At 71.3% G+C, this 18,226-nt stretch carries 15 protein-coding genes; 2 read left to right on the top strand and 13 right to left on the bottom strand.

The genetic code is table 11. The features are described 5' to 3' along the window. Positions 1 to 144: 144 nt before the first annotated feature. Complete coding sequence (gene topA / locus ACIOD2_RS39550) at positions 145 to 3,033, bottom strand: type I DNA topoisomerase (protein ID WP_400550090.1); 2,889 nt, start codon at positions 3,031 to 3,033, stop codon at positions 145 to 147. 310 nt (positions 3,034 to 3,343) lie between these two features. On the opposite strand from topA, the gene ACIOD2_RS39545 reads away from it, so the two are divergent. Continuing rightward, a complete protein-coding gene (locus ACIOD2_RS39545) occupies positions 3,344 to 4,150 on the top strand; it encodes a serine protease (protein ID WP_400550088.1) in 807 nt (268 codons plus the stop codon). Positions 4,151 to 4,168: 18 nt separating this feature from the next. Here the strand turns inward: ACIOD2_RS39545 and ACIOD2_RS39540 are convergent, their stop codons facing one another. The 3 genes from ACIOD2_RS39540 to ACIOD2_RS39530 form a co-directional block, all read right to left on the bottom strand. Next, positions 4,169 to 4,819 carry a hypothetical protein gene (locus tag ACIOD2_RS39540; protein ID WP_400550086.1) on the bottom strand — a complete coding sequence of 217 codons (651 nt, stop codon included), beginning with the start codon at positions 4,817 to 4,819 and terminating at the stop codon, positions 4,169 to 4,171. A gap of 51 nt (positions 4,820 to 4,870) precedes the next feature. After that, a complete protein-coding gene (locus ACIOD2_RS39535; protein ID WP_400550084.1) occupies positions 4,871 to 5,461 on the bottom strand; it encodes a hypothetical protein in 591 nt (196 codons plus the stop codon). A gap of 153 nt (positions 5,462 to 5,614) precedes the next feature. Continuing rightward, a complete protein-coding gene (locus ACIOD2_RS39530; protein WP_400550082.1) occupies positions 5,615 to 7,912 on the bottom strand; it encodes a sodium-translocating pyrophosphatase in 2,298 nt (765 codons plus the stop codon). 311 nt (positions 7,913 to 8,223) lie between these two features. On the opposite strand from ACIOD2_RS39530, the gene ACIOD2_RS39525 reads away from it, so the two are divergent. Further along, complete coding sequence (locus ACIOD2_RS39525) at positions 8,224 to 11,364, top strand: DEAD/DEAH box helicase (RefSeq protein ID WP_400550080.1); 3,141 nt, start codon at positions 8,224 to 8,226, stop codon at positions 11,362 to 11,364. Positions 11,365 to 11,447: 83 nt separating this feature from the next. Here the strand turns inward: ACIOD2_RS39525 and ACIOD2_RS39520 are convergent, their stop codons facing one another. The 9 genes from ACIOD2_RS39520 to ssd all read right to left on the bottom strand — a co-directional run bounded on the left by ACIOD2_RS39520 (position 11,448) and on the right by ssd (position 17,713). Continuing rightward, positions 11,448 to 12,065: a bifunctional DNA primase/polymerase gene (locus ACIOD2_RS39520; RefSeq protein ID WP_400550078.1), complete on the bottom strand. Its 618-nt coding sequence runs from the start codon at positions 12,063 to 12,065 to the stop codon at positions 11,448 to 11,450. A 538-nt stretch (positions 12,066 to 12,603) separates the two neighbouring features. Beyond that, complete coding sequence (locus ACIOD2_RS39515; protein ID WP_400550076.1) at positions 12,604 to 13,011, bottom strand: Rv3654c family TadE-like protein; 408 nt, start codon at positions 13,009 to 13,011, stop codon at positions 12,604 to 12,606. A gap of 253 nt (positions 13,012 to 13,264) precedes the next feature. Next, complete coding sequence (locus ACIOD2_RS39510; RefSeq protein WP_400550074.1) at positions 13,265 to 13,624, bottom strand: TadE family type IV pilus minor pilin; 360 nt, start codon at positions 13,622 to 13,624, stop codon at positions 13,265 to 13,267. Then, the gene (locus ACIOD2_RS39505; RefSeq protein WP_400550072.1) at positions 13,621 to 13,788 is read right to left on the bottom strand and encodes a DUF4244 domain-containing protein; all 168 of its coding nucleotides are present in this window, start codon (positions 13,786 to 13,788) and stop codon (positions 13,621 to 13,623) included. The genes ACIOD2_RS39510 and ACIOD2_RS39505 overlap by 4 nt, the downstream gene beginning before the upstream one ends. Before the next feature lie 24 nt (positions 13,789 to 13,812). Continuing rightward, on the bottom strand, positions 13,813 to 14,538 hold the full coding sequence (locus ACIOD2_RS39500; RefSeq protein WP_400550070.1) for a type II secretion system F family protein: 726 nt from the start codon (positions 14,536 to 14,538) through the stop codon (positions 13,813 to 13,815). Continuing rightward, on the bottom strand, positions 14,535 to 15,302 hold the full coding sequence (locus tag ACIOD2_RS39495; protein WP_400550068.1) for a type II secretion system F family protein: 768 nt from the start codon (positions 15,300 to 15,302) through the stop codon (positions 14,535 to 14,537). Before ACIOD2_RS39495 ends, ACIOD2_RS39500 begins: the two co-directional genes overlap by 4 nt. 31 nt (positions 15,303 to 15,333) lie before the next feature. Next, positions 15,334 to 16,485 (bottom strand): TadA family conjugal transfer-associated ATPase, encoded by a 1,152-nt coding sequence (locus ACIOD2_RS39490; RefSeq protein WP_400550066.1) that lies wholly within the window; start codon positions 16,483 to 16,485, stop codon positions 15,334 to 15,336. Continuing rightward, positions 16,482 to 16,643, bottom strand: coding sequence for a hypothetical protein (locus ACIOD2_RS39485; RefSeq protein WP_400550063.1), 162 nt, complete (start codon positions 16,641 to 16,643; stop codon positions 16,482 to 16,484). The genes ACIOD2_RS39490 and ACIOD2_RS39485 overlap by 4 nt, the downstream gene beginning before the upstream one ends. Further along, positions 16,640 to 17,713: a septum site-determining protein Ssd gene (gene ssd / locus ACIOD2_RS39480; protein ID WP_400550061.1), complete on the bottom strand. Its 1,074-nt coding sequence runs from the start codon at positions 17,711 to 17,713 to the stop codon at positions 16,640 to 16,642. The genes ACIOD2_RS39485 and ssd overlap by 4 nt, the downstream gene beginning before the upstream one ends. Positions 17,714 to 18,226: the final 513 nt, after the last annotated feature.

Below are 18,226 nucleotides of genomic sequence, written 5' to 3'. Positions count from 1 at the left end.
GATTGAACACCCTGGCACCGACAATTTCTCGCACATATGTTCGACTCCACGAGACGAGTCGCCGAACGGTCGGCAGGCGGCCCGAAACGCCGTGAAGGCCCCCTACCGGACATAAGCGCCGGTGAGGGGGCCTTCAGGAGAGCGCTACTTGGCCTTCGTGGCCGTGGTGCGCTTGGGAGCCGTCTTCGTGGCCGTCTTCGTGGCCGCGGCCTTGGCGGTCTTGCTCGTCCCCGCCTTGACCGTCTTCGCCGTCGTCGACGCCGGCTTGCGCGCCGGCGCCTTCCGCTTCGGCGCCGGACCCTTCGCCCGCTTCTCCGCCAGCAGCTCGGACGCCCGTTCGGCGGTGAGCTCGTCGATGTCGTCACCCTTGCGCAGCGTCGCGTTGTACTCGCCGTCGGTGACGTACGGGCCGAACCGGCCGTCCTTGACGACCATCGGCTTCTTCGACACCGGGTCCTCGCCGAGCTCCTTGAGCGGCGGCTTCGCGGTGGCGGAGCGGCCGCGCTGCTTCGGCTCGGCGTAGATCTTCAGCGCCTCTTCGACGGTGATCGAGAACAGCTGGTCCTCGGTCGTGAGCGACCGCGAGTCCGTGCCCTTCTTCAGGTACGGCCCGTAGCGCCCGTTCTGCGCCGTGATCTCGTCGCCGGACTCCGGGTCCTTGCCGACCACGCGCGGCAGCGAAAGCAGCTTCAGCGCGTCTTCGAGGTTCACCGTCTCGATGTCCATCGACTTGAACAGCGAGCCCGTGCGCGGCTTCGGCTGCTTCGCCTTCGCGGCCTTCTTCTGCGCGGCCGTCGCGGTCTCGGGCAGCGGCTCGGGCTCCGGCAGGACCTCGGTGACGTACGGCCCGAAGCGGCCTTCCTTCGCGACGATCTCGTGCCCGCTCACCGGGTCGGTGCCCAGCGTGCGGCCCTCCTGCGGGGTCGCGAACAGCTTCTCCGCGATCTCCAGCGAGAGCTCGTCCGGCGGCAGGTCCTCGGGCAGGTTCGCGCGCTGCGAGTTCCCGTCGACCTCACGCTCGAGGTACGGCCCGTAGCGGCCGACCCGGACGACGACCTTGTGCCCTTCGGAATCGCTGAACAGCGGGATCGAGTTGATCTCACGCGCGTCGATGTCCTCGACACTGCCCTCGACCAGCTTCTTCAGCCCGCCCAGGCGGCCGATCGAGCCGTCGACGCCCATGTCGCCGCCGAAGTAGAACTTCGACAGCCACGAGCCGCGCTGCTCGTCGCCGTTGGCGATGCGGTCGAGCTCGTCCTCCATGCCGGCGGTGAAGTCGTAGTCGACCAGCCGCTCGAAGTGCCGTTCCATCAGGCCGATCACGGCGAACGCGACCCACGACGGAACGAGCGCGGAGCCCTTCTTCCAGACGTAGCCGCGGTCCTGGATGGTCTTGATGATCGACGCGTACGTCGACGGGCGGCCGATGCCCAGCTCTTCCAGCTTGCTGACCAGGCTCGGCTCCGAGTAGCGCGCCGGCGGCGACGTCGTGTGCCCGTCCGGGGACAGCTCGGTCGCGGTGAGGTCCTGGTCCTTCTCGAGCACCGGCAGGCGGCTCTGCTTGTCGTCGGCTTCGCCACCGGTCTCGGTGTCGACCGCCTCGACGTACGCCTTCAGGAAGCCCGCGAAGGTGATCGTGCGGCCCGAAGCGGCGAAGGTGCACTCCTCGCCCGAAGTCGCGTTGCCGACGATGCGCACCGACATCGTGGTGCCCTTGGCGTCCGCCATCTGCGAAGCGATCGTGCGCTGCCAGATCATCTCGTAGAGGCGGTACTCGTCGGTGTCCAGCTCGCTCGCGACCTGGCCCGGCGTGCGGAAGACCTCGCCCGATGGACGGATCGCCTCGTGCGCCTCCTGCGCGTTCTTGACCTTGCGGGTGTACTGGCGCGGCGACGGCGAGACGTACTCCTTGCCGTACAGCTGCGTGGCCTGGCTGCGCGCCGCCGAGATCGCCGACTCCGAGAGGGTCGTCGAGTCGGTACGCATATAAGTGATGTAACCGTTCTCGTACAGCTTCTGCGCGATCCGCATGGTGCGCTCCGAGGTGAACCGCATCTTGCGGCCCGCCTCCTGCTGCAGCGTCGAGGTCATGAACGGCGCGTACGGCTTCCGCGTGTACGGCTTCTCCTCGACGCTCGAGACCTTGAAGTCACGCTGCTTCAGCGCGTCGGCCAGGCGTCGCGCGTCGGCCTCGGCCAGCACGCGGATCTCGTTGTTCGACGCCTTGAGCTGCCCGTCCGAGCCGAAGTCGCGGCCGGTGGCCAGGCGGGCGCCGTCCACGGCGACCAGGCGAGCCGGGAAGTTCCGCGGCGAGGCCTCTTCGCCGGCGTCCATCGTCGCCGAGATGTCCCAGTACGACGCCGAGGTGAAGCGCATCCGCTCGCGCTCCCGCTCGACCACGATCCGGGTCGCCACCGACTGCACACGGCCCGCCGAAAGCTTCGGCATGACCTTCTTCCACAGCACCGGCGAGACCTCGTAGCCGTAGAGACGGTCGAGGATGCGGCGGGTCTCCTGGGCGTCGACGAGGTCGGCGTCCAGCTCACGGGTCGAGTCGGCGGCCGCGAGGATCGCCTGCTCGGTGACCTCGTGGAAGACCATCCGGCGGACCGGGACCTTCGGCTTCAGCGTCTCGAGCAGGTGCCACGCGATGGCTTCGCCCTCGCGGTCGGGGTCCGTCGCGAGGTAGAGCTCGTCGACGTCCTTCAGCAGCCCCTTGAGCTCGGTGACCTTGGACTTCTTGTCCGGGGTGACCACGTAGAGCGCCTTGAAGTCGTTGTCGACGTCGACACCGAGCCGGGCCCACGACTCGCCCTTGTACTGGGCGGGGACGTCAGCGGCTCCACGCGGCAGGTCGCGGATGTGCCCGACGGAGGACTCGACGACGTAACCGCCGCCGAGGTAGGGGGCGATCTTGCGGGCCTTGGTCGGCGACTCGACGATAACGAGCCGCCGGTGCCCGGCGCCGTTGTCCGCCCCGGCTCCGTTCTTCTTGGTCCGTGCTCCTGCCACGCTGTCCTGCTCTCCGCTCATCTCGTCCCGCCGCCGCGGGACTGCACCACGTCCGAACCCCTGACGGGGGGTCCAAGCCCGCGTCTCGACCTGTCAGTGTGCACGCTCTCCCAGCCCGGACGGCGTGGAGGTGGCCCAACACGCCGCTGAGCCTGTGTCCACCGCATCGCCGCTGACCTCGGCGATGTTTCCTCTCTACACCGGGCACGTGATTTCGGCCACGTGCCGCGCAGCCTAGCGCGTGACCGGCTGGATACCCTCCGTTCGACGGTGGTGGGCGCGGGGACGTGACCGCTTCACTGGATTCCCCGTCCAGCCGAAAGGATCCGCCATGACCCGACGCCTGCTCGGCGCCCTGTTCACCGCCGTGACCGCCACCGTATTACTGGGAGTCACTCCGGCGAACGCCGCCGCGGCGAACTTCGCCGGCACCGTGGCGCTGTCCAACTGCTCGGGCTCGGTGGTCAAGCCGGCCGCGACGCCCGACACCGCGCCCGCGCTCGTCATGTCCAACGGCCACTGCCTCGAAAGCGGCTTCCCCGGCCCCGGCCAGGTGATCACCAACCAGGCGTCGAGCCGGACGTTCACGCTGCTCACCGCCAGCGGGAGCAACAAGGCCACCCTGCGGGCGAAGAAGATCATCTACGGCACGATGACCGACACCGACGTGTCGCTCTACCAGCTCACCACCACCTACGCGCAGATCAAGTCGAGCTACGGGATCTCGCCGCTGGAGCTGTCGAACGCGCACCCGGTCGCGGGCTCCGCGATCGACGTCGTCTCCGGCTACTGGAAGCGCGTCTACTCCTGCAACGTCGACGGGTTCGTCTACCGGCTGAAGGAGGGCAGCTGGACCTGGAAGGACTCGATCCGCTACACCTCCGCCTGCCAGACCATCGGCGGCACCTCGGGCTCGCCGATCATCTCCGGCGGCAAGGTCGTCGGCGTCAACAACACCGGCAACGAGGACGGCCAGCGCTGCACGGAGAACAACCCGTGCGAGGTCGACCAGGCCGGCAACGTGACGGTGCACCACCTGACCAACTACGGCCAGGAGACCTACGGCATCCCGGCCTGCCTCACCGCGGCCAGCGAAATCGCGCTCACCCAGGCCGGCTGCACCCTGCCCCGGCCCTGACGCGGCAGCCGCACCCGGTCAGGCCGTGCTCGTCACGGCCTCCGGGTGCGGAGCCGCCTCCGGCGCCGCACCGGGCCACGCCGCTTCGGCACCTCGCGGCGGCTCCCCGATCAGTTCCAGCAACGCCTCCAACCTGCGTTTCCCGGTGACCTTCACCGCCGGGACCTCGGCCTTCGGGCCGGTCAGCTTCGCCATGACGCCCAGCGGCGTCAGCGCCTCGACCAGCCGTTCGTGCATGCCGGGCGCCAGCGGGTCGACGCCGAGGAGGTACCCCTGCGTCCCGGGCCGGCCGCCGGCCAGCGCCCACATCCGCAGCACGGCGCCGCTGAGCCGAAAACCGTCCGGCACCGCCTTGCCCGAGTCGTCCTCCACCGGGCCGGCGCAGCCCTCACGCAGCCATCTCAGCGCCAGCGGCAGCAGGTCCACCCGGAACGACGTCCGCACCTGCGGGTTGCCGCAGTCGGCCCTGGAGACCTGGGCGTCCGCGCCGCGATGACGCAGCTCACGCGCCAGGACGTGGGCCCGCCACGGCTCCTCGACGACCACCGAAAGCCGCGCGGCGGTGCGCCCGAAACCGGTGATCTGGCCGTGGCAGCACAACAACCCGGCCAGGTCACCCAGGCCGGGCCCGCTGGCCTCCGCGGAGAAGAGCGAGATCGTCCGATCCACCGCGCCATACTAGAACACAAGTTCGATTCGTGGCGAGTGTCACCGGATCTTTCAGCGTGGCGGCTCGTCGAGCTGGCCGCAGCTGGGCGCCCGCTGCTGGGCCGCCTCCAGCGCGGGCACGTTCTTGAGGCCCCTGAGGTAGTCCAGGGCGTCGAGGCGGTCCAGTGTGGCCCCGGCCTCGCCGAGGGCCGCCTTGATCGCCTCCGCGTCACCCTGGACGGCAGCGATGCGCTGACGTGCGTTCTCGGCCTGCGTGCGGATCTCGGTGAACTGCCCGATGACGTCCTCACGGCCGGCGTCCGCGGCGGGCACCGGCGGCGCGCCGAGCGCGTTCAGGCCGGCGAGGCTCCGGTCGAGCCCGCCCACCACCGAAGAAAGGAGATCGCCTGCGGTCCGGGACGCCTGCTGCGGCGTGCTCGGATCGACGGTCGGGAGCGAGGCCAGCGCGCGGACCAGGTCACCCACCGCGCCGCAGTAGCCGTCCGCCCATCTCGCCACCGGATCGGCCTGCGGCACCACGGTCGTCACCGACAGACCCTGGTCCCGCGCCGGCGACTGCGTGGCGGCTTGCTGCCCGCAGCCGGCGAGGCCGATGGTGATCGTCGTGGTCAGAGCGGCTAAGACGGTTGACCGCGGCCGCACCTGCACACCTCCTGCTCGACGACGTCCCCCGAGAGCCCGACGGTACCGACTCGGTGCCGCTTCGCAAGTCGCCAGGCCTGTGTGGGAAGTGCCGACACGCCCCGGGCCCGGCACGCGACGCTGCGTGCCGGGCCCGGGAACGGGTACTGCGAGTCAGGCCTTGATCTCCGTCGGGGTGTCCGTGAGGACCGTCCCACGACGCTTCGAGACCACGATCGCCGCGACGATCACGGCGACCGCCACCAGCGAGATGATGATGCGCACGGCGGTGTTCTGGTCCGGGCCGATCGAGAACTGCACGATGGCGGGCGCGATCAGCACGGAGACCAGGTTCATCACCTTGATCAGCGGGTTGATCGCCGGGCCGGCGGTGTCCTTGAACGGGTCACCCACGGTGTCACCGATGATGGTGGCCTCGTGCGCGGACGAACCCTTGCCGCCGTGGTTGCCGTCTTCGACCAGCTTCTTCGCGTTGTCCCACGCGCCACCGGAGTTGGCGAGGAAGATCGCCATCAGGGTGCCGCAGGCGATCGCGCCGGCCAGGTAGCCGGCGAGCGCGCCGGTGCCCAGGCCGAAACCGACCGCGATCGGGGCGAAGACCGCCAGCAGACCCGGCGTCGTCAGCTCACGCAGCGAGTCGCGCGTGACGATGTCGACGACCTTGCCGTACTCGGGACGGGTGGTGCCCTCCATGATCCCGGGGATGTCGCGGAACTGGCGACGGACCTCGTAGACCACCGCGCCGGCGGCGCGGGAGACCGCGTTGACGGCGAGACCGGAGAACATGAACACCACGGCCGCGCCGACGATGACGCCGACGAGGGTGTTCGGGCTGACGATCGTGTTGACGAACGCGTTCGCACCCGAGATACCGTCGGCGATCCCGGATCCCATGCCCGTCAGCGTCTTCTCGATCGCGTCGGAGTAGGAGCCGAACAGCGCCGTCGCCGCGAGCACCGCCGTGGCGATCGCGATGCCCTTGGTGATGGCCTTGGTGGTGTTGCCGACCGCGTCCAGCTCGGTGAGGATCTGCGCGGCCTTCTCGTCGACGTCGCCCGACATCTCGGCGATGCCCTGCGCGTTGTCCGAAACCGGGCCGAAGGTGTCCATCGCGACGATGACGCCGACGGTGGTCAGCAGGCCGGTACCGGCGAGCGCCACGGCGAACAGCGCGACGCCGCCGCCCAGCAGGTACGCGCCGAACACGGCCGCGCCGATCACCAGCGCGGTGTACACAGCGGACTCGAAGCCGACCGAGATACCGGAGAGGATGACGGTCGCGCCGCCGGTCTCCGACGTCTGCGCGACGTCCTTGACCGGCTTGTACTCGGTGCCGGTGTAGTAACCGGTCAACTTCAGGATGATCGCGGCCAGCACGATGCCGATGATCACCGCGACGGTCGCGATGACCGCCGGGTTGCCCGAGGTGGCACCGAATTCCGCACCGAAGTCGGAGAAGCTGCTCGGCAGGTACACGAACGCCGCGATCGCCGACAGCACCGCGGAAATGACCGCGGAGATGTAGAAGGAGCGGTTGATCGTGACGAGGCCGGGCTCGCCGACGCGCGCCTTCGTGATGTAGACACCGATCACCGCGGTGATCACGCCGATGGCCGGCACGATCAGCGGGAAGATCAGGCCGTGCACGCCGAAGGCGGTGCTGCCCAGGATCAGGGCGGCGACGAGCATGACGGCGTAGGACTCGAAGAGGTCCGCGGCCATGCCGGCGCAGTCACCCACGTTGTCACCGACGTTGTCCGCGATGGTCGCGGCGTTGCGCGGGTCGTCCTCCGGGATGCCCTGCTCGACCTTGCCGACGAGGTCGGCGCCGACGTCGGCGGCCTTGGTGAAGATACCGCCGCCGACACGCATGAACATGGCGATCAGCGCGGCGCCGAAACCGAAGCCTTCGAGCACCTTCGGGGCCTGGCCGGTGTACACCAGCACGACGACCGCGGCACCGAAGAGGCCGAGGCCGACGGTGATCATGCCGACCACACCACCGGTGCGGAAGGCCACGCGCATGGCGGTCTCGCGACCGCCTTCCTCACGCGACGCGGCGGCCACGCGCAGGTTCGCCTGCGTCGCCAGCCACATGCCGAGGTAACCGATCGCGAACGAGAAAGCCGCGCCGACCAGGAAGAAGATCGAGCGGCCGATCTTCTCGTTCCAGTCGTCGGCGGGAAGTGCGAAAAGCAGGAGGAACACGATCGCGCCGAAAATGGCGAGAGTGTTCCGCTGCCGCTTGAGGTAAGCGGCCGCGCCTTCCTGCACCGCCTTGGCGATGTCCTGCATCTTGGCGGTGCCCTGGCCCGCGGCCAGCACCTCCTTGAGCAAGACGTAGCCGATGACGAGTGCGGCAAGCGCGACCACGGCGACTACACCGACAATCGTGTAGCCACCTCCGGAGAGCGTGATGTTGCCGCCCTCCGCGAGGAACTGCCGTGCCATTCGTCCTCCAGGAGACGTCGACATGCGCCAGCGTCGACGAGCCGAGGGTTCGACACGGCCGACGCTGGCATGGACCCTGTACCGAGCGACACGCTAGCCGGGCAGCAACGCACGTCTCACATGACGCTCACCACAGAGGGTGTGGATTGCGGGAGTGTATTGGTACTGCAACCAGGCCCGACAAGCCGTCCCGGGGACGGTACAATCCGTTACCTTGTGAGCCTCCTCACTTGATCGATCACTCTGCTGCCGATCCGTTGGCCCCCTTGGGATGCGCCGGAACTGTCGGACCCCTGTGCCAAGCTCGGCGGGTGGACGAATCACGTGGGCGGCGGCTGCTGGGGCGGGTGACCGCGGGCATCCCGGCGCGCGAAGACCCGATCACGCACGTCGCGGACCTGCCGGGCCGGGCGGCGCGGTGCGTGCCGTGGCCGTCGTGGGCCGATCCGGCGGTCGTGAGTGCGCTGAGTGACTGCGGCGTGGCGGCGCCGTGGGCGCACCAGGCGGAGGCGGCCGCGCACGCGTACGAGGGCCGGCACGTCGTGGTTTCGACCGGCACGGCCTCCGGTAAGTCGCTGGCTTACCAGCTGCCGGTGCTGTCGCGGCTCGCCGCGGGCGAGAAGACGACGGCGCTGTACCTCTCGCCGACCAAGGCACTGGGCGCGGACCAGCTGCGGTCGGTGTCCTCTTTGGACGTGCCGGGCGTCCGGGCGGCGTCGTTCGACGGGGACACCCCGATGGTCGAGCGCGACTGGGTGCGCGCGCACGCGAACTGGGTCTTCACCAACCCGGACATGCTGCACCGCGGGATCCTCTCGGCGCACGGTCGGTGGGCGCCGTTCTTCCGGCGGCTCGGCTGCGTGGTCGTCGACGAGTGCCACAGCTATCGCGGGGTCTTCGGGTCGCACGTGGCCCTGCTGCTGCGCCGGCTCCGGCGGGTGGCCGAGCACTACGGCGCTTCGCCGGTGTTCGTGCTCGCGTCGGCGACCACGGCTTCGCCGGCTTCGTTCGCTTCGCGACTCACTGGAGTTCCGTGTGTCGCCGTCACGGATGACGCGTCACCGCGCGGCGCCCGCACGGTCGCGTTGTGGGAGCCGCCGCTGCTCGAAGAGCTGACCGGCGAAAACGGCGCGCCGGTCCGGCGGTCGGCCGGCGCGGAGGCGTCGCGGATCCTCGCCGACCTGGTCGTCGAGGGCGCGCGATCGCTGGCCTTCATCCGCTCGCGCCGGGGCGCGGAGCTGGCCGCGCTGGGTGCGCGTCGCATACTGTCCGAAGTGGACCCCAGGTTGTCGGTAGCCGTTGCGGCGTATAGGTCTGGTTATCTTCCGGAGGAGCGTCGAGCGCTCGAGGCGGCGCTGCTGTCGGGGCGGCTGCTGGGCGTCGCGACGACCAACGCGCTCGAGCTGGGCGTCGACATCGCGGGCCTGGACGCGGTGGTGCTGGCCGGCTACCCGGGCACCCTCGCGTCGTTCTGGCAGCAGGCCGGGCGCGCGGGCCGTTCGGGCGACTCGGCGCTGGTGGTTTTCGTGGCGCGGGACGACCCGCTGGACACGTACCTGGTGCACCACCCGGCGGCGCTGCTCGACCGGCCGGTGGAGACGGCGGTCCTCGACCCGGCGAACCCGTACGTGCTGGCGCCGCAGCTCGCGTGCGCCGTCGCCGAGCTTCCGCTGACGGTCCCCGAGCTGGAGATGTTCGGCGGCGATGCGGCGCTGGGCGTGCTCGCCGAACTGGCGGACCAGAAGCTGCTGCGGCGCCGCTCGAGCGGCTGGTACTGGACGTCCCGCGACCGCCCGCACGCCGACGTCGGCATCCGCGGCACCGGCGGCGACCAGATCGCGGTGGTGGAGTCGGACTCCGGCCGGATGCTGGGAACGGTCGACCCGGGCTCGGCGTGCTTCGCCGTGCACCCGGGCGCGGTGTACCTGCACCAGGGGTCGTCGTACGTCGTCGACGAGCTGGACCTGGAGACCGGGCTGGCGATGGTCCACGCGGAGAACCCGGACTGGACGACAACACCGCGCGAGATCGTCGACATCTCGGTGCTGAGCACGTTGGAGAAGCAGGACTTCGGCGGAGTGACCGTCTGCCTCGGCGAGGTGGCGGTGACCTCCCAGGTAGTCGGCTACCTGCGACGACGCCCGTCGGGCGAGGTGCTGGACTCCACGCCGCTCGACCTGCCGGAGCAGAGCCTGCACACGAGGGCGGTCTGGTACACGATCTCGTCAGAGCTGCTGGGAACCGACGCGGTGCGCACGGGCTCGAGCGCTCTTGCGCGCTCGGCTGGGGTGAGGGTTTTGTCGAGTTCCGCGGTCTCGGGGCCGGCTGGGCCGAGCGGCTCCGCCGGGCCGGCTGGTTCGAGCCGTTCTGCAAGTGCCGCAGATCCGGCTGGGCCGAGCGGTTCCACGAGTGCCGCGGATCCGCAAGATTCGAGCCGCTCAGCGAGTGCCGCGGGCCTGACTGGGCCAAGCGGCTCCGCGGATCCGGCTGGTTCGAGCCCCTCCGCAGGTGCTGCAGATTTGGCTGGGCCGAGCGATTCCACGAATTCCACTGACCCGGAGGCGACTGGTCTTGCGGCTCCGGATCCGTCTGCTCCGAGGGGTGCCGCTTCGGCTGGGCCGACCGATTCCACGGATTCGGGGCCGGCAGGTTTGGACCGTTCCGAGAGTCTCGCGGACTCGGCTGTTCCGAGCGGTTCTGCAGAACCGGCTGGTTCAAGCGGTTCCGCGGTTCCGGCAAGTTCGAGCCGTTCCGCGGGTGCCGCGGACCAGACTCGGCCGAGCGGTTCCGCGGGTCCGGCTGACTCGAGCCGTTCCGTGGGTACCGCGGAGCTGACTGGGCCGAGCGGTTCCGCCGGGCCGGCGGGTTCGAGCCGTTCCGCGAGTGCTGCGGATCCGGCTGGGCCGGGCGATTCCGCGAGTTCCGTGGATTCGGGTTCGGCCGATGGCGAGGCGGGGACCGGGGGCCATCGGGTGGGGACCGAATCTGCGGGGCCGGTGGGGACCGGGGAGGAAACCCTGGCGAACGGTCGGGGGCCCGTTCACGAGGGTGGCAGGACACCGGGGGGTGCCGGACTGATTCCGGCACGGGTCCCCGGTGCCCTGCATGCCGCCGAGCACGCGGCGATCGGCCTGCTACCGCTGTTTGCTACGTGCGACCGATGGGACATCGGCGGGGTGAGTACCGCGTGGCACGAAGACACCGGGGAGGCAACGGTGTTCGTGCACGACGGCCATCCCGGGGGTGCGGGATTTGCCGAGCGCGGTTATGCCGCGATTGTCCCGTGGCTGGTCGCAACGCGGGAGGCGATCGTCTCCTGCGAGTGCCCGACGGGATGCCCGTCCTGCGTTCAGTCGCCGAAGTGCGGGAACGGCAACGAACCGCTGGACAAGGCGGGGGCGGTGGCAGTTCTGGGAACCGTGCTCGGGGCGTTGCGTCAACACGGCAACTAGAACGGCCACACAATGGTCCATGGAGTTGTGTCCTGCTCCACCTCGGCCGGGCTGGGACCGGCCGGGGGCGGTGGTTCTGTGGGTCAGGCCGCGGTGGTCTGAACCAGCTGCGCCGCGTCGGCGCCGGCCAGGGCACGGACCAGCACGTCCTGCACCTCGGCGGCGTCCGGCAGGTGCCAGCCGCAGACCTCGGGCTTGACGCGCCAGTGCACAACACCGTGCTGGAACGGCGAAGGCGGCAGCGGGATCCAGCTGTCCTTGCCGTGCCACTGGATCGTGGCGCGGGAGGCGAGCTCGGCCGGCACGTGGTCGGCGACGGTGGTGAGGAAGAGCCAGCGGCCGTTCGGCAGCGCGATGATGGGGGCGGGGTGGCCCAGGGCGCGGAGCAGACGGCAGGCGCGCTTGCCGAGTTCGTCGTCGACCTCGATGGCGTCGAGCACGGTGCCGGTGGCGACGAGCAGGCTGTGCGTGCGGTCGGAGAACCAGGTGGCGACCTCGTGGGCGTGGGTGCCGATCTGCTCGCGCCAGTTGTCACTGGCCGGGACGGGACGGCGCCAGGTGAGGTCGTCGCCGTCCGTGAGCGGCGCGGGGTTGACGCCCGGCAGCACCGGCCAGCCACGCCAGGCGAGACCGATCGCCTCCGCCCGCAGTTCGATGCGGAAGGCGCCGCGCCAGCTGTCCGGCCAATTCGCGTCCAACATGTCTTTCCTGCCTGTGAGGTCTGGTTCGTCGCGACCCCCCGAGACCCTGCCGTGGTGTCGCACGTCTCACTTAACGGCAAGTTGCACATTGCCCGGAACCCCCACGCGACAACCGGTGGTTACTGGGCGATGAACGCCTCGTAGTCCCTACCGCCGGACCGAACCCAGCGGTACGCCAGGGACGGTGAACGGCAGGCGAACAAGGACCGTTCGTCGTGCGAAACCCGGTCTCACCAGCCCGCCGACGGCCCGCGAGGCCGCCCGGACGGCGTTCATCAGCCCAGGTGGGACGCGGTTTTGACCGCTCACCGTGCACTGGTGACCGCTGCGCGTGACCAACAGCCGCTCATCGCGCAGCCGCCGGGAGCAGCCGGTCACCCCCGCATACCGACCGGTCGGCGTCCGCCGGTCGACCGCACCGGCAGATCAGCCCGTCCGGCGGCGAGCGGCAGTTCAGGGTGGCGAGTTGTTGATGTACCCCGCGGCCGAGTTGGTGAACCGTCGTTCGCTGAGAACGGGTCGCCTGGCTTCGCTGGTGTCACGGTTGACCGGCCGGACCAGCCCGGGCGTGGGCGGACGGACCGGGCAGCCCGGCGAACCCCGGACTCGGCGCCTCCACCTCGACCAGGGCATCCAGCCGCTGCCATCGGCAGGTCAGGAGCGTGACGCCCATCCGCTCGGCCACCCACCGAGCGCGGTCACAGGCCCGGTCCGGCCCGTCAGAGGCGTGCGACGCCGCGGCGAGCGCGCCCAGATCGGCAGCCGATTCGACGTGATGCCGGGCGACGACCAGCGCCCCGAGCCAGAACCCGAGCACAGCGACGCCGGTCACCGCCGCGACAGCCATGGCGGTCCAGATGGTCGCCGCACCGCTGTCCGCCGGCCGCTCTCCGCCTTGTATCCGGGCGGTCGCGCCTGCGCAGATAGTCGCCGCTCTGCTGCTCATCCCGAGCCGATGCCCGCCTCGTGCCCAGGCGGTCGACGTTGTCCACGTGGTCGCCGCACCGCTGTCCGCCGCCAGCCGCGCACCCCCTTGTGGCTGGGCGGTCGGCGCTGTCCTGGCGGTCGCGTACCTGCCTGCCGCCGGCTGCTGCTCGCCTTGTGCCGCGGCAGTCGCCGCTTTGGTGTTCGCCGTCGGCTGCCCTATGTCTTGTGGCTGGGTGGTTGGTGCACCTGCTCGGCGTCGGGACTCTTGCGTGTCAACCTGGGGCATCTGCTGCCTCGGTGCCTGGCTCTGCCATTGCGTAGGCCGTCGCCCTTAAGTTGATTGCCGGGAGGAGGCCGCCTGCTGGGGTGGCTGCCACGCTTGCCGTGATTTGGTCGCCCGCGTGCTGGACCTCCAGCGTTGCGCCCCTTGGGGCGATCTGGTGGACCGCCGCCTCGGCCTCCTGTGGCTGGCCCCTGGCCACCAGGCGCGCCGCCTCGTGGGCTGCGTCTGTGCAGCTCAGCTGGGCCATCAAGACCGTCAGGGCGGCCACCAGCAACACCGTCACCACCGTGAGCCCGGCCAGGCCCAGTGCCGCCTCGACCGTGACCGAGCCGTTGTCGCGGCTTCTCATGAGGGGACCGACAGGGCTTTCATGACCAGGCTCGTCAGCCATGAGACGACCGAGTCGCCGGTGAGCAGCGTGTAGAGGACGGCCGCGAAGGCCGCTACCGCGACCGTGACGATGGCGTATTCGACCGTCGTGGAGCCGTCGTCGCCGGTGGTGGGCGTGCGCATGGGAAGTCCTTTCGGTGGGTGTGGTCAGAAGAGCGGGCCGAGGCGCCCGGCCAGGCCGAGGACGACCGGCAGTACGCCGAGGCAGAAGAAGGCGGGCAGGAAACACAGGCCGACCGGCAGGGCGAGCGCCACCCCGGCCCGTTCGGCGCGTTCCTCGGCCTCGGTGGACAGTTCCTCCCGGAGCCGTTCGGCGAGGTCGCCGGCGGCCATGGCGAACGCGGCGCCCGAACGGGACGTCCGGATCGCGGCGATCGCCAGTTCGCCGAGGCCGGGAAGCTCCTGCACCGGTGCCCAGGCTTCGCCGGGTTCCGAACCGAGGGCCAGCAGCGCCGCGGCCGAGCGCAACGCCGTTGCCACCTCGGCGGGCGCGGCGCCGGACACGGCGTCGAGCGCTGTCGGTACCGGGAGCCCCGCTCGCAGGCAGGCGGCCAAGAGGTCGAGCGTCCCCGCCAGCCGGAGCCTGCTGGTGATGTCGGACGCGGGTGCTCGTGGCCGACGGGAACGGCGGATCACCCACCACCCGGCAGCTGTCACGATCGCGCCCACGACGATCCCGGCCAGGCCGCCGACCAGCACGGCCAGGGAGACGCCGCCCAGTGTCGCCGCGAGGTGCGGCACCGCGCTCGGCCAGGTGCGCGCCGGCGGAGGTGGCCGGCTCGCCGTCAGCCAGGCGAACCGCCGTGCCACGGTGGCGTCGCCCGGCCAGACGAGTACTGCGCCGGCGAACAGCAGCAGCGCGGCCGCGGTCATCGGAGCCGCACCCGGCCGGTCAGGGCGCGGCACCAGGCCGTTCCCGCCCAGAGCAGGACGCTGCCGAAGACCAGCAGGAGCTGCCCTGGCGTGCTTTCGATCAGCACGGACAGCGGCGCCGCGCCCATCGCCTGCCCGAGGAGCACGCACAGCACCGGAAGCCCGGTGAGCACCGCGGCGCTCGATCGCGGGCCGGCCAGTTTGGCGCGCATCCGGCGGGCGTACGCCAGGGCGGCTTCGGCGTCACGGCGGGCGGCGTCCAGGACGTCGGCCATCGGCAGGCCGTATCGCCGGCCCAACGTCCACGCGGCGGCCAGTTCCGGGATGGCCGGTGCGCGCAGCTCCCCGTCGAGCCGGGCCGCTGCCGCCAGAGCTCGCAGATCCGCCGAGACGGCGGGGACGACCTCGGCGGCGGCCTCCGCCGCCGTCACCGGGTGGGCTCCGGCGCGCAGCTCGGCGACCATCGTCCGCAACGCGATCGCTGTTTGCGAGGCCATCGCCAGGTCCCGGTTCGCGCGGCGGTGGGCTTGCCATTCCTGGCGCCACGCCAGCGTCAGCACGCCGACGGCGACGGCGCCGCCGACTCCGGCGAACACGCCCGCCAGCGCACCAGGGAGCAGCCAGCGGACGACCGGCCACAGCTCCGGCAGCCGGACGCGGGATTTCGCAGCCGGGTGTTCGACCGCGGACTGCAGCCGATCAGGCGGCGCAGGCCAGCACGCCAAGGCCGCGCCGAGGCACAGCGGGAGCCAAGCGGTGATCATCGTGATCTCCCTCGGCGGAACGGGAAGGAGGTCAGCACGCGAGCGCTCCTGTCGTCACGAAGAGGTGGCGGTCGACCGTCCAGCGACCCGCGCGCCACACCGGCACCACGCGGGCCCGGCCGCGTTCGCTGCGGAGCACGCCGACCTCGGCGAGACGTCGTCGGCCGCCCGGTTCGCGTCGCATGTGGAGCACGACGCGGATCGCCGCGACCAGCTGGCTGTGGACGGCGTCGCGGCCCAAGCCGCCGAGTGCGGCCAGTGCCTCGATACGCGCGGGCACTTCGGCCGGGGAGTTGGCGTGGAGCGTGCAGGCGCCGCCGTCGTGACCGGTGTTCAGGGCGGTGAGCAGCGCGCCGACCTCGGCGCCGCGGACCTCGCCGACCACCAGCCGGTCGGGACGCATCCGCAGCGCCTGGCGCACCAGCTCGGGCAGGCCGACCGCGCCCGCACCCTCCACATTGGCCGGTCGGGAGACCAGGCCGACGAACTGCGGGTGCGACGGTTGCAGCTCGCCCGCGTCCTCGACGCAGACGATCCGCTCGCCCGGATCGACCGCGCCGAGCAACGCCGCCAGCAGTGTGGTCTTGCCCGCGCCCGTGCCGCCGGTGACGAGGAATGCCATGCGCCGCGACACGACGTTCTCCAGCAGCTTCGCACCGCTCGCATCGAAGGCACCCAGCTCGCGCAACGCCGCGAGGTCGTGTGTCGCCGGGCGGAGGACCCGCAGCGACAGGCAGGTGCCGTTGGCCGCGACCGGCGGGAGGACGGCGTGCACGCGGATACGTCCGTGTGGGCCGGATCCAGGCAGCCAGCCGTCCACAAAGGGCTGTGCGTCGTCGAGACGACGTCCCGCCGCCAGCGCGAGGCGCTGGGCCAGGCGGCGGACGGATTCCTCGTCGTTGAAGCGGATTTCGGTGCGGGTGAGGCCGTGCGGACCGTCCGTCCAGACCTCGCCGGGGCCGGTGACGAGGACGTCGGTGGTGGCCGGGTCGTCGAGGAGCGGGGCCAGCGGGCCGGCGCCGACGAACTCGTCGCGGGCCTGGCGGGCGGCGTCCAGCACCGCGTCGTGGCCGAGAGCGCCGCCCGCCTCGGCCCGCACGGCGGTCGCGACGGCGACCGGGTCGGCCTGGCGGCGGTCGCCGGCCAGGCGGTTGCGGACGCGGTCCACGAAGTCGGTCGTCACGGGTTCACCACCGGGGTCGGGGACGGGGTGCGGAGCCGGGTCAGGAACCGCTGGGCGCCGGCCCGGTCCCGGCCCGCCAGGGTGAGGAGCGTGGGGAGCAGGAGGTCGCCCACCCGGGTCGGGGTGACCGCTCGGCGGAGGACGTCGGGGCGCGTCATCGGCTTGCCGCCCGGGCTTCGCGGCGGGCCACCGCCAGGACGTTCGCCGCTGCCGCGGACAGAGGACCTGCCGGTTTGGCCGGGAATTCGCCGCGTTCCACCGCGCCCGGCAGACCTCGCTCCGGCGGCATCGCCGCCAGCAGCGGCGGGCCGAGAAGACCCGCTGTCCGGGCCGCCGAGACACCGGACCTGGACCGTCCACACGCGACCACACCCAGCCGGGCGGTCAGCGCCGACAGACTCCGCAGCACCTGCTTCGCCGCCATGCACGCACGGAACTCCACCGGCACCACGAGCACCACCAGGTCGGCCACCGTGACCGCTTCCGCCGCCGCGTCGCCGAGGGTGCGTGGCAGGTCGCAGACCACCGTGCGCCCCGCTCGGCGGCCGGCGGAGAGGACCGCCGACAGCGATTCCGCCGACGGACCCTCCCCTTCGCGGCCGCACGCCAGCACCGGCAAGCTGCCACCCCGGTGCCGGCGCTGGGGCAACGCCGCGGCCAGCGCCGGTACCGACACCCGGCCGCTCAGCCGGACTTCGGACCAGCGTGGTCCGGGTGTCTTTTCCAAGCCGAGCAACAGGTCCAGGCCACCGCCGAGCGGATCGCAGTCGACGAGCAGGGCACCGCCGGGATCGCGGTCGGCGGCCAGGGCGAGGGTCGCGGCGAAGACCGACGCACCCGCGCCGCCGCGGCCGCCGACCACCCCGAGCACCAGGCCGGCCTCTTCGGCCGGCGTCTCGACGACGTCCGCGAACGCCCCCGCGAGCTCGGTCTCCTCCTCCGGCAACGAGATCACGCGCTCGACGCCGACGCGGAACGCGTGCTCCCACGTCCTCGGCGCCGGAGCGCCCTTGCAGACCAGGAGGATCCCGCCACGCCGGGGCAACCGGGGTGGCCGCAGCGCGGTTTCCTCGTCGAGGACCACCAGCGGCGCACGGGCCCATTGCCCGCCCGCCGCGGTCAGGTCCGGGGCGCGGTCGAGCTCGCAGCCCGCGACCGCGGCCACACGCAGTATCTCGTCGAGCACGGTTTCGTCCGTGGCGACCACGAGCGGTCGTTCCCCCGCCATGTGTTCCTCCCCCGTCGTCGGTGCGGGCCTCGGATGGCCCTGGTTCCACCGTCGCGCCGGGTGGCACGGGGGCACAACGGGCCGGGGGCCGGGCTGTGGACAACCGGGGTGTTGTGGACAACTGCCACCACGGAACGGCTCGTGCGCCGGTTCTGTCGGTGGGGTGTGGCAAAATCGCGCGGCACCCGCGGCGGCAATGGGCACGCCGAACCGCGTTCAAGAATTCGGCAAGGGCGAAGAGCGCGACAGAACTGTCCGGCGATTCGGAACCCGGCTCGCGAAAGGCAAGCGGAAGGTTAAGAGGCGGCCCCCGCCAGGGGGGAGGGACGGGGGCCGCCAAGGGTTCAGCCCCGGGGGGTCGGACTGAACCGGCCCGGTTGGACACCGGACTCCCTCACTGTAACTCCGCCGGACGCCGGTTTGCGCAACGGGCGAGGCACACAGTTCGGTAACGGCATCGCGCGCCGGAAGTCCCTTCCTGTCATGGATTTTCCGGCGACACGACGCGCTCGT

This window comes from Amycolatopsis sp. NPDC088138, assembly GCF_044741685.1.
Taxonomy (GTDB): Bacteria; Actinomycetota; Actinomycetes; order Mycobacteriales; family Pseudonocardiaceae; genus Amycolatopsis.
Note: the sequence above shows the minus strand (reverse complement) of the source record. Positions and strands in the feature narration are given on the sequence as shown.

What these genes read in the sequence shown, in the direction of transcription:
- ACIOD2_RS39485 (WP_400550063.1), bottom strand. Translation starts at nt 16,643, where the DNA reads ATGACGCGCCCCGACGTCCTCCGCCGAGCGGTCACCCCGACCCGGGTG.
- ACIOD2_RS39520 (WP_400550078.1), bottom strand. Translation starts at nt 12,065, where the DNA reads ATGTTGGACGCGAATTGGCCGGACAGCTGGCGCGGCGCCTTCCGCATC.
- ACIOD2_RS39505 (WP_400550072.1), bottom strand. Translation starts at nt 13,788, where the DNA reads ATGCGCACGCCCACCACCGGCGACGACGGCTCCACGACGGTCGAATAC.
- ACIOD2_RS39530 (WP_400550082.1), bottom strand. Translation starts at nt 7,912, where the DNA reads ATGGCACGGCAGTTCCTCGCGGAGGGCGGCAACATCACGCTCTCCGGA.
- ACIOD2_RS39545 (WP_400550088.1), top strand. Translation starts at nt 3,344, where the DNA reads ATGACCCGACGCCTGCTCGGCGCCCTGTTCACCGCCGTGACCGCCACC.
- ACIOD2_RS39500 (WP_400550070.1), bottom strand. Translation starts at nt 14,538, where the DNA reads ATGACCGCGGCCGCGCTGCTGCTGTTCGCCGGCGCAGTACTCGTCTGG.
- ssd (WP_400550061.1), bottom strand. Translation starts at nt 17,713, where the DNA reads ATGGCGGGGGAACGACCGCTCGTGGTCGCCACGGACGAAACCGTGCTC.
- ACIOD2_RS39495 (WP_400550068.1), bottom strand. Translation starts at nt 15,302, where the DNA reads ATGATCACCGCTTGGCTCCCGCTGTGCCTCGGCGCGGCCTTGGCGTGC.
- topA (WP_400550090.1), bottom strand. Translation starts at nt 3,033, where the DNA reads ATGAGCGGAGAGCAGGACAGCGTGGCAGGAGCACGGACCAAGAAGAAC.
- ACIOD2_RS39510 (WP_400550074.1), bottom strand. Translation starts at nt 13,624, where the DNA reads ATGAGAAGCCGCGACAACGGCTCGGTCACGGTCGAGGCGGCACTGGGC.
- ACIOD2_RS39515 (WP_400550076.1), bottom strand. Translation starts at nt 13,011, where the DNA reads ATGAGCAGCAGAGCGGCGACTATCTGCGCAGGCGCGACCGCCCGGATA.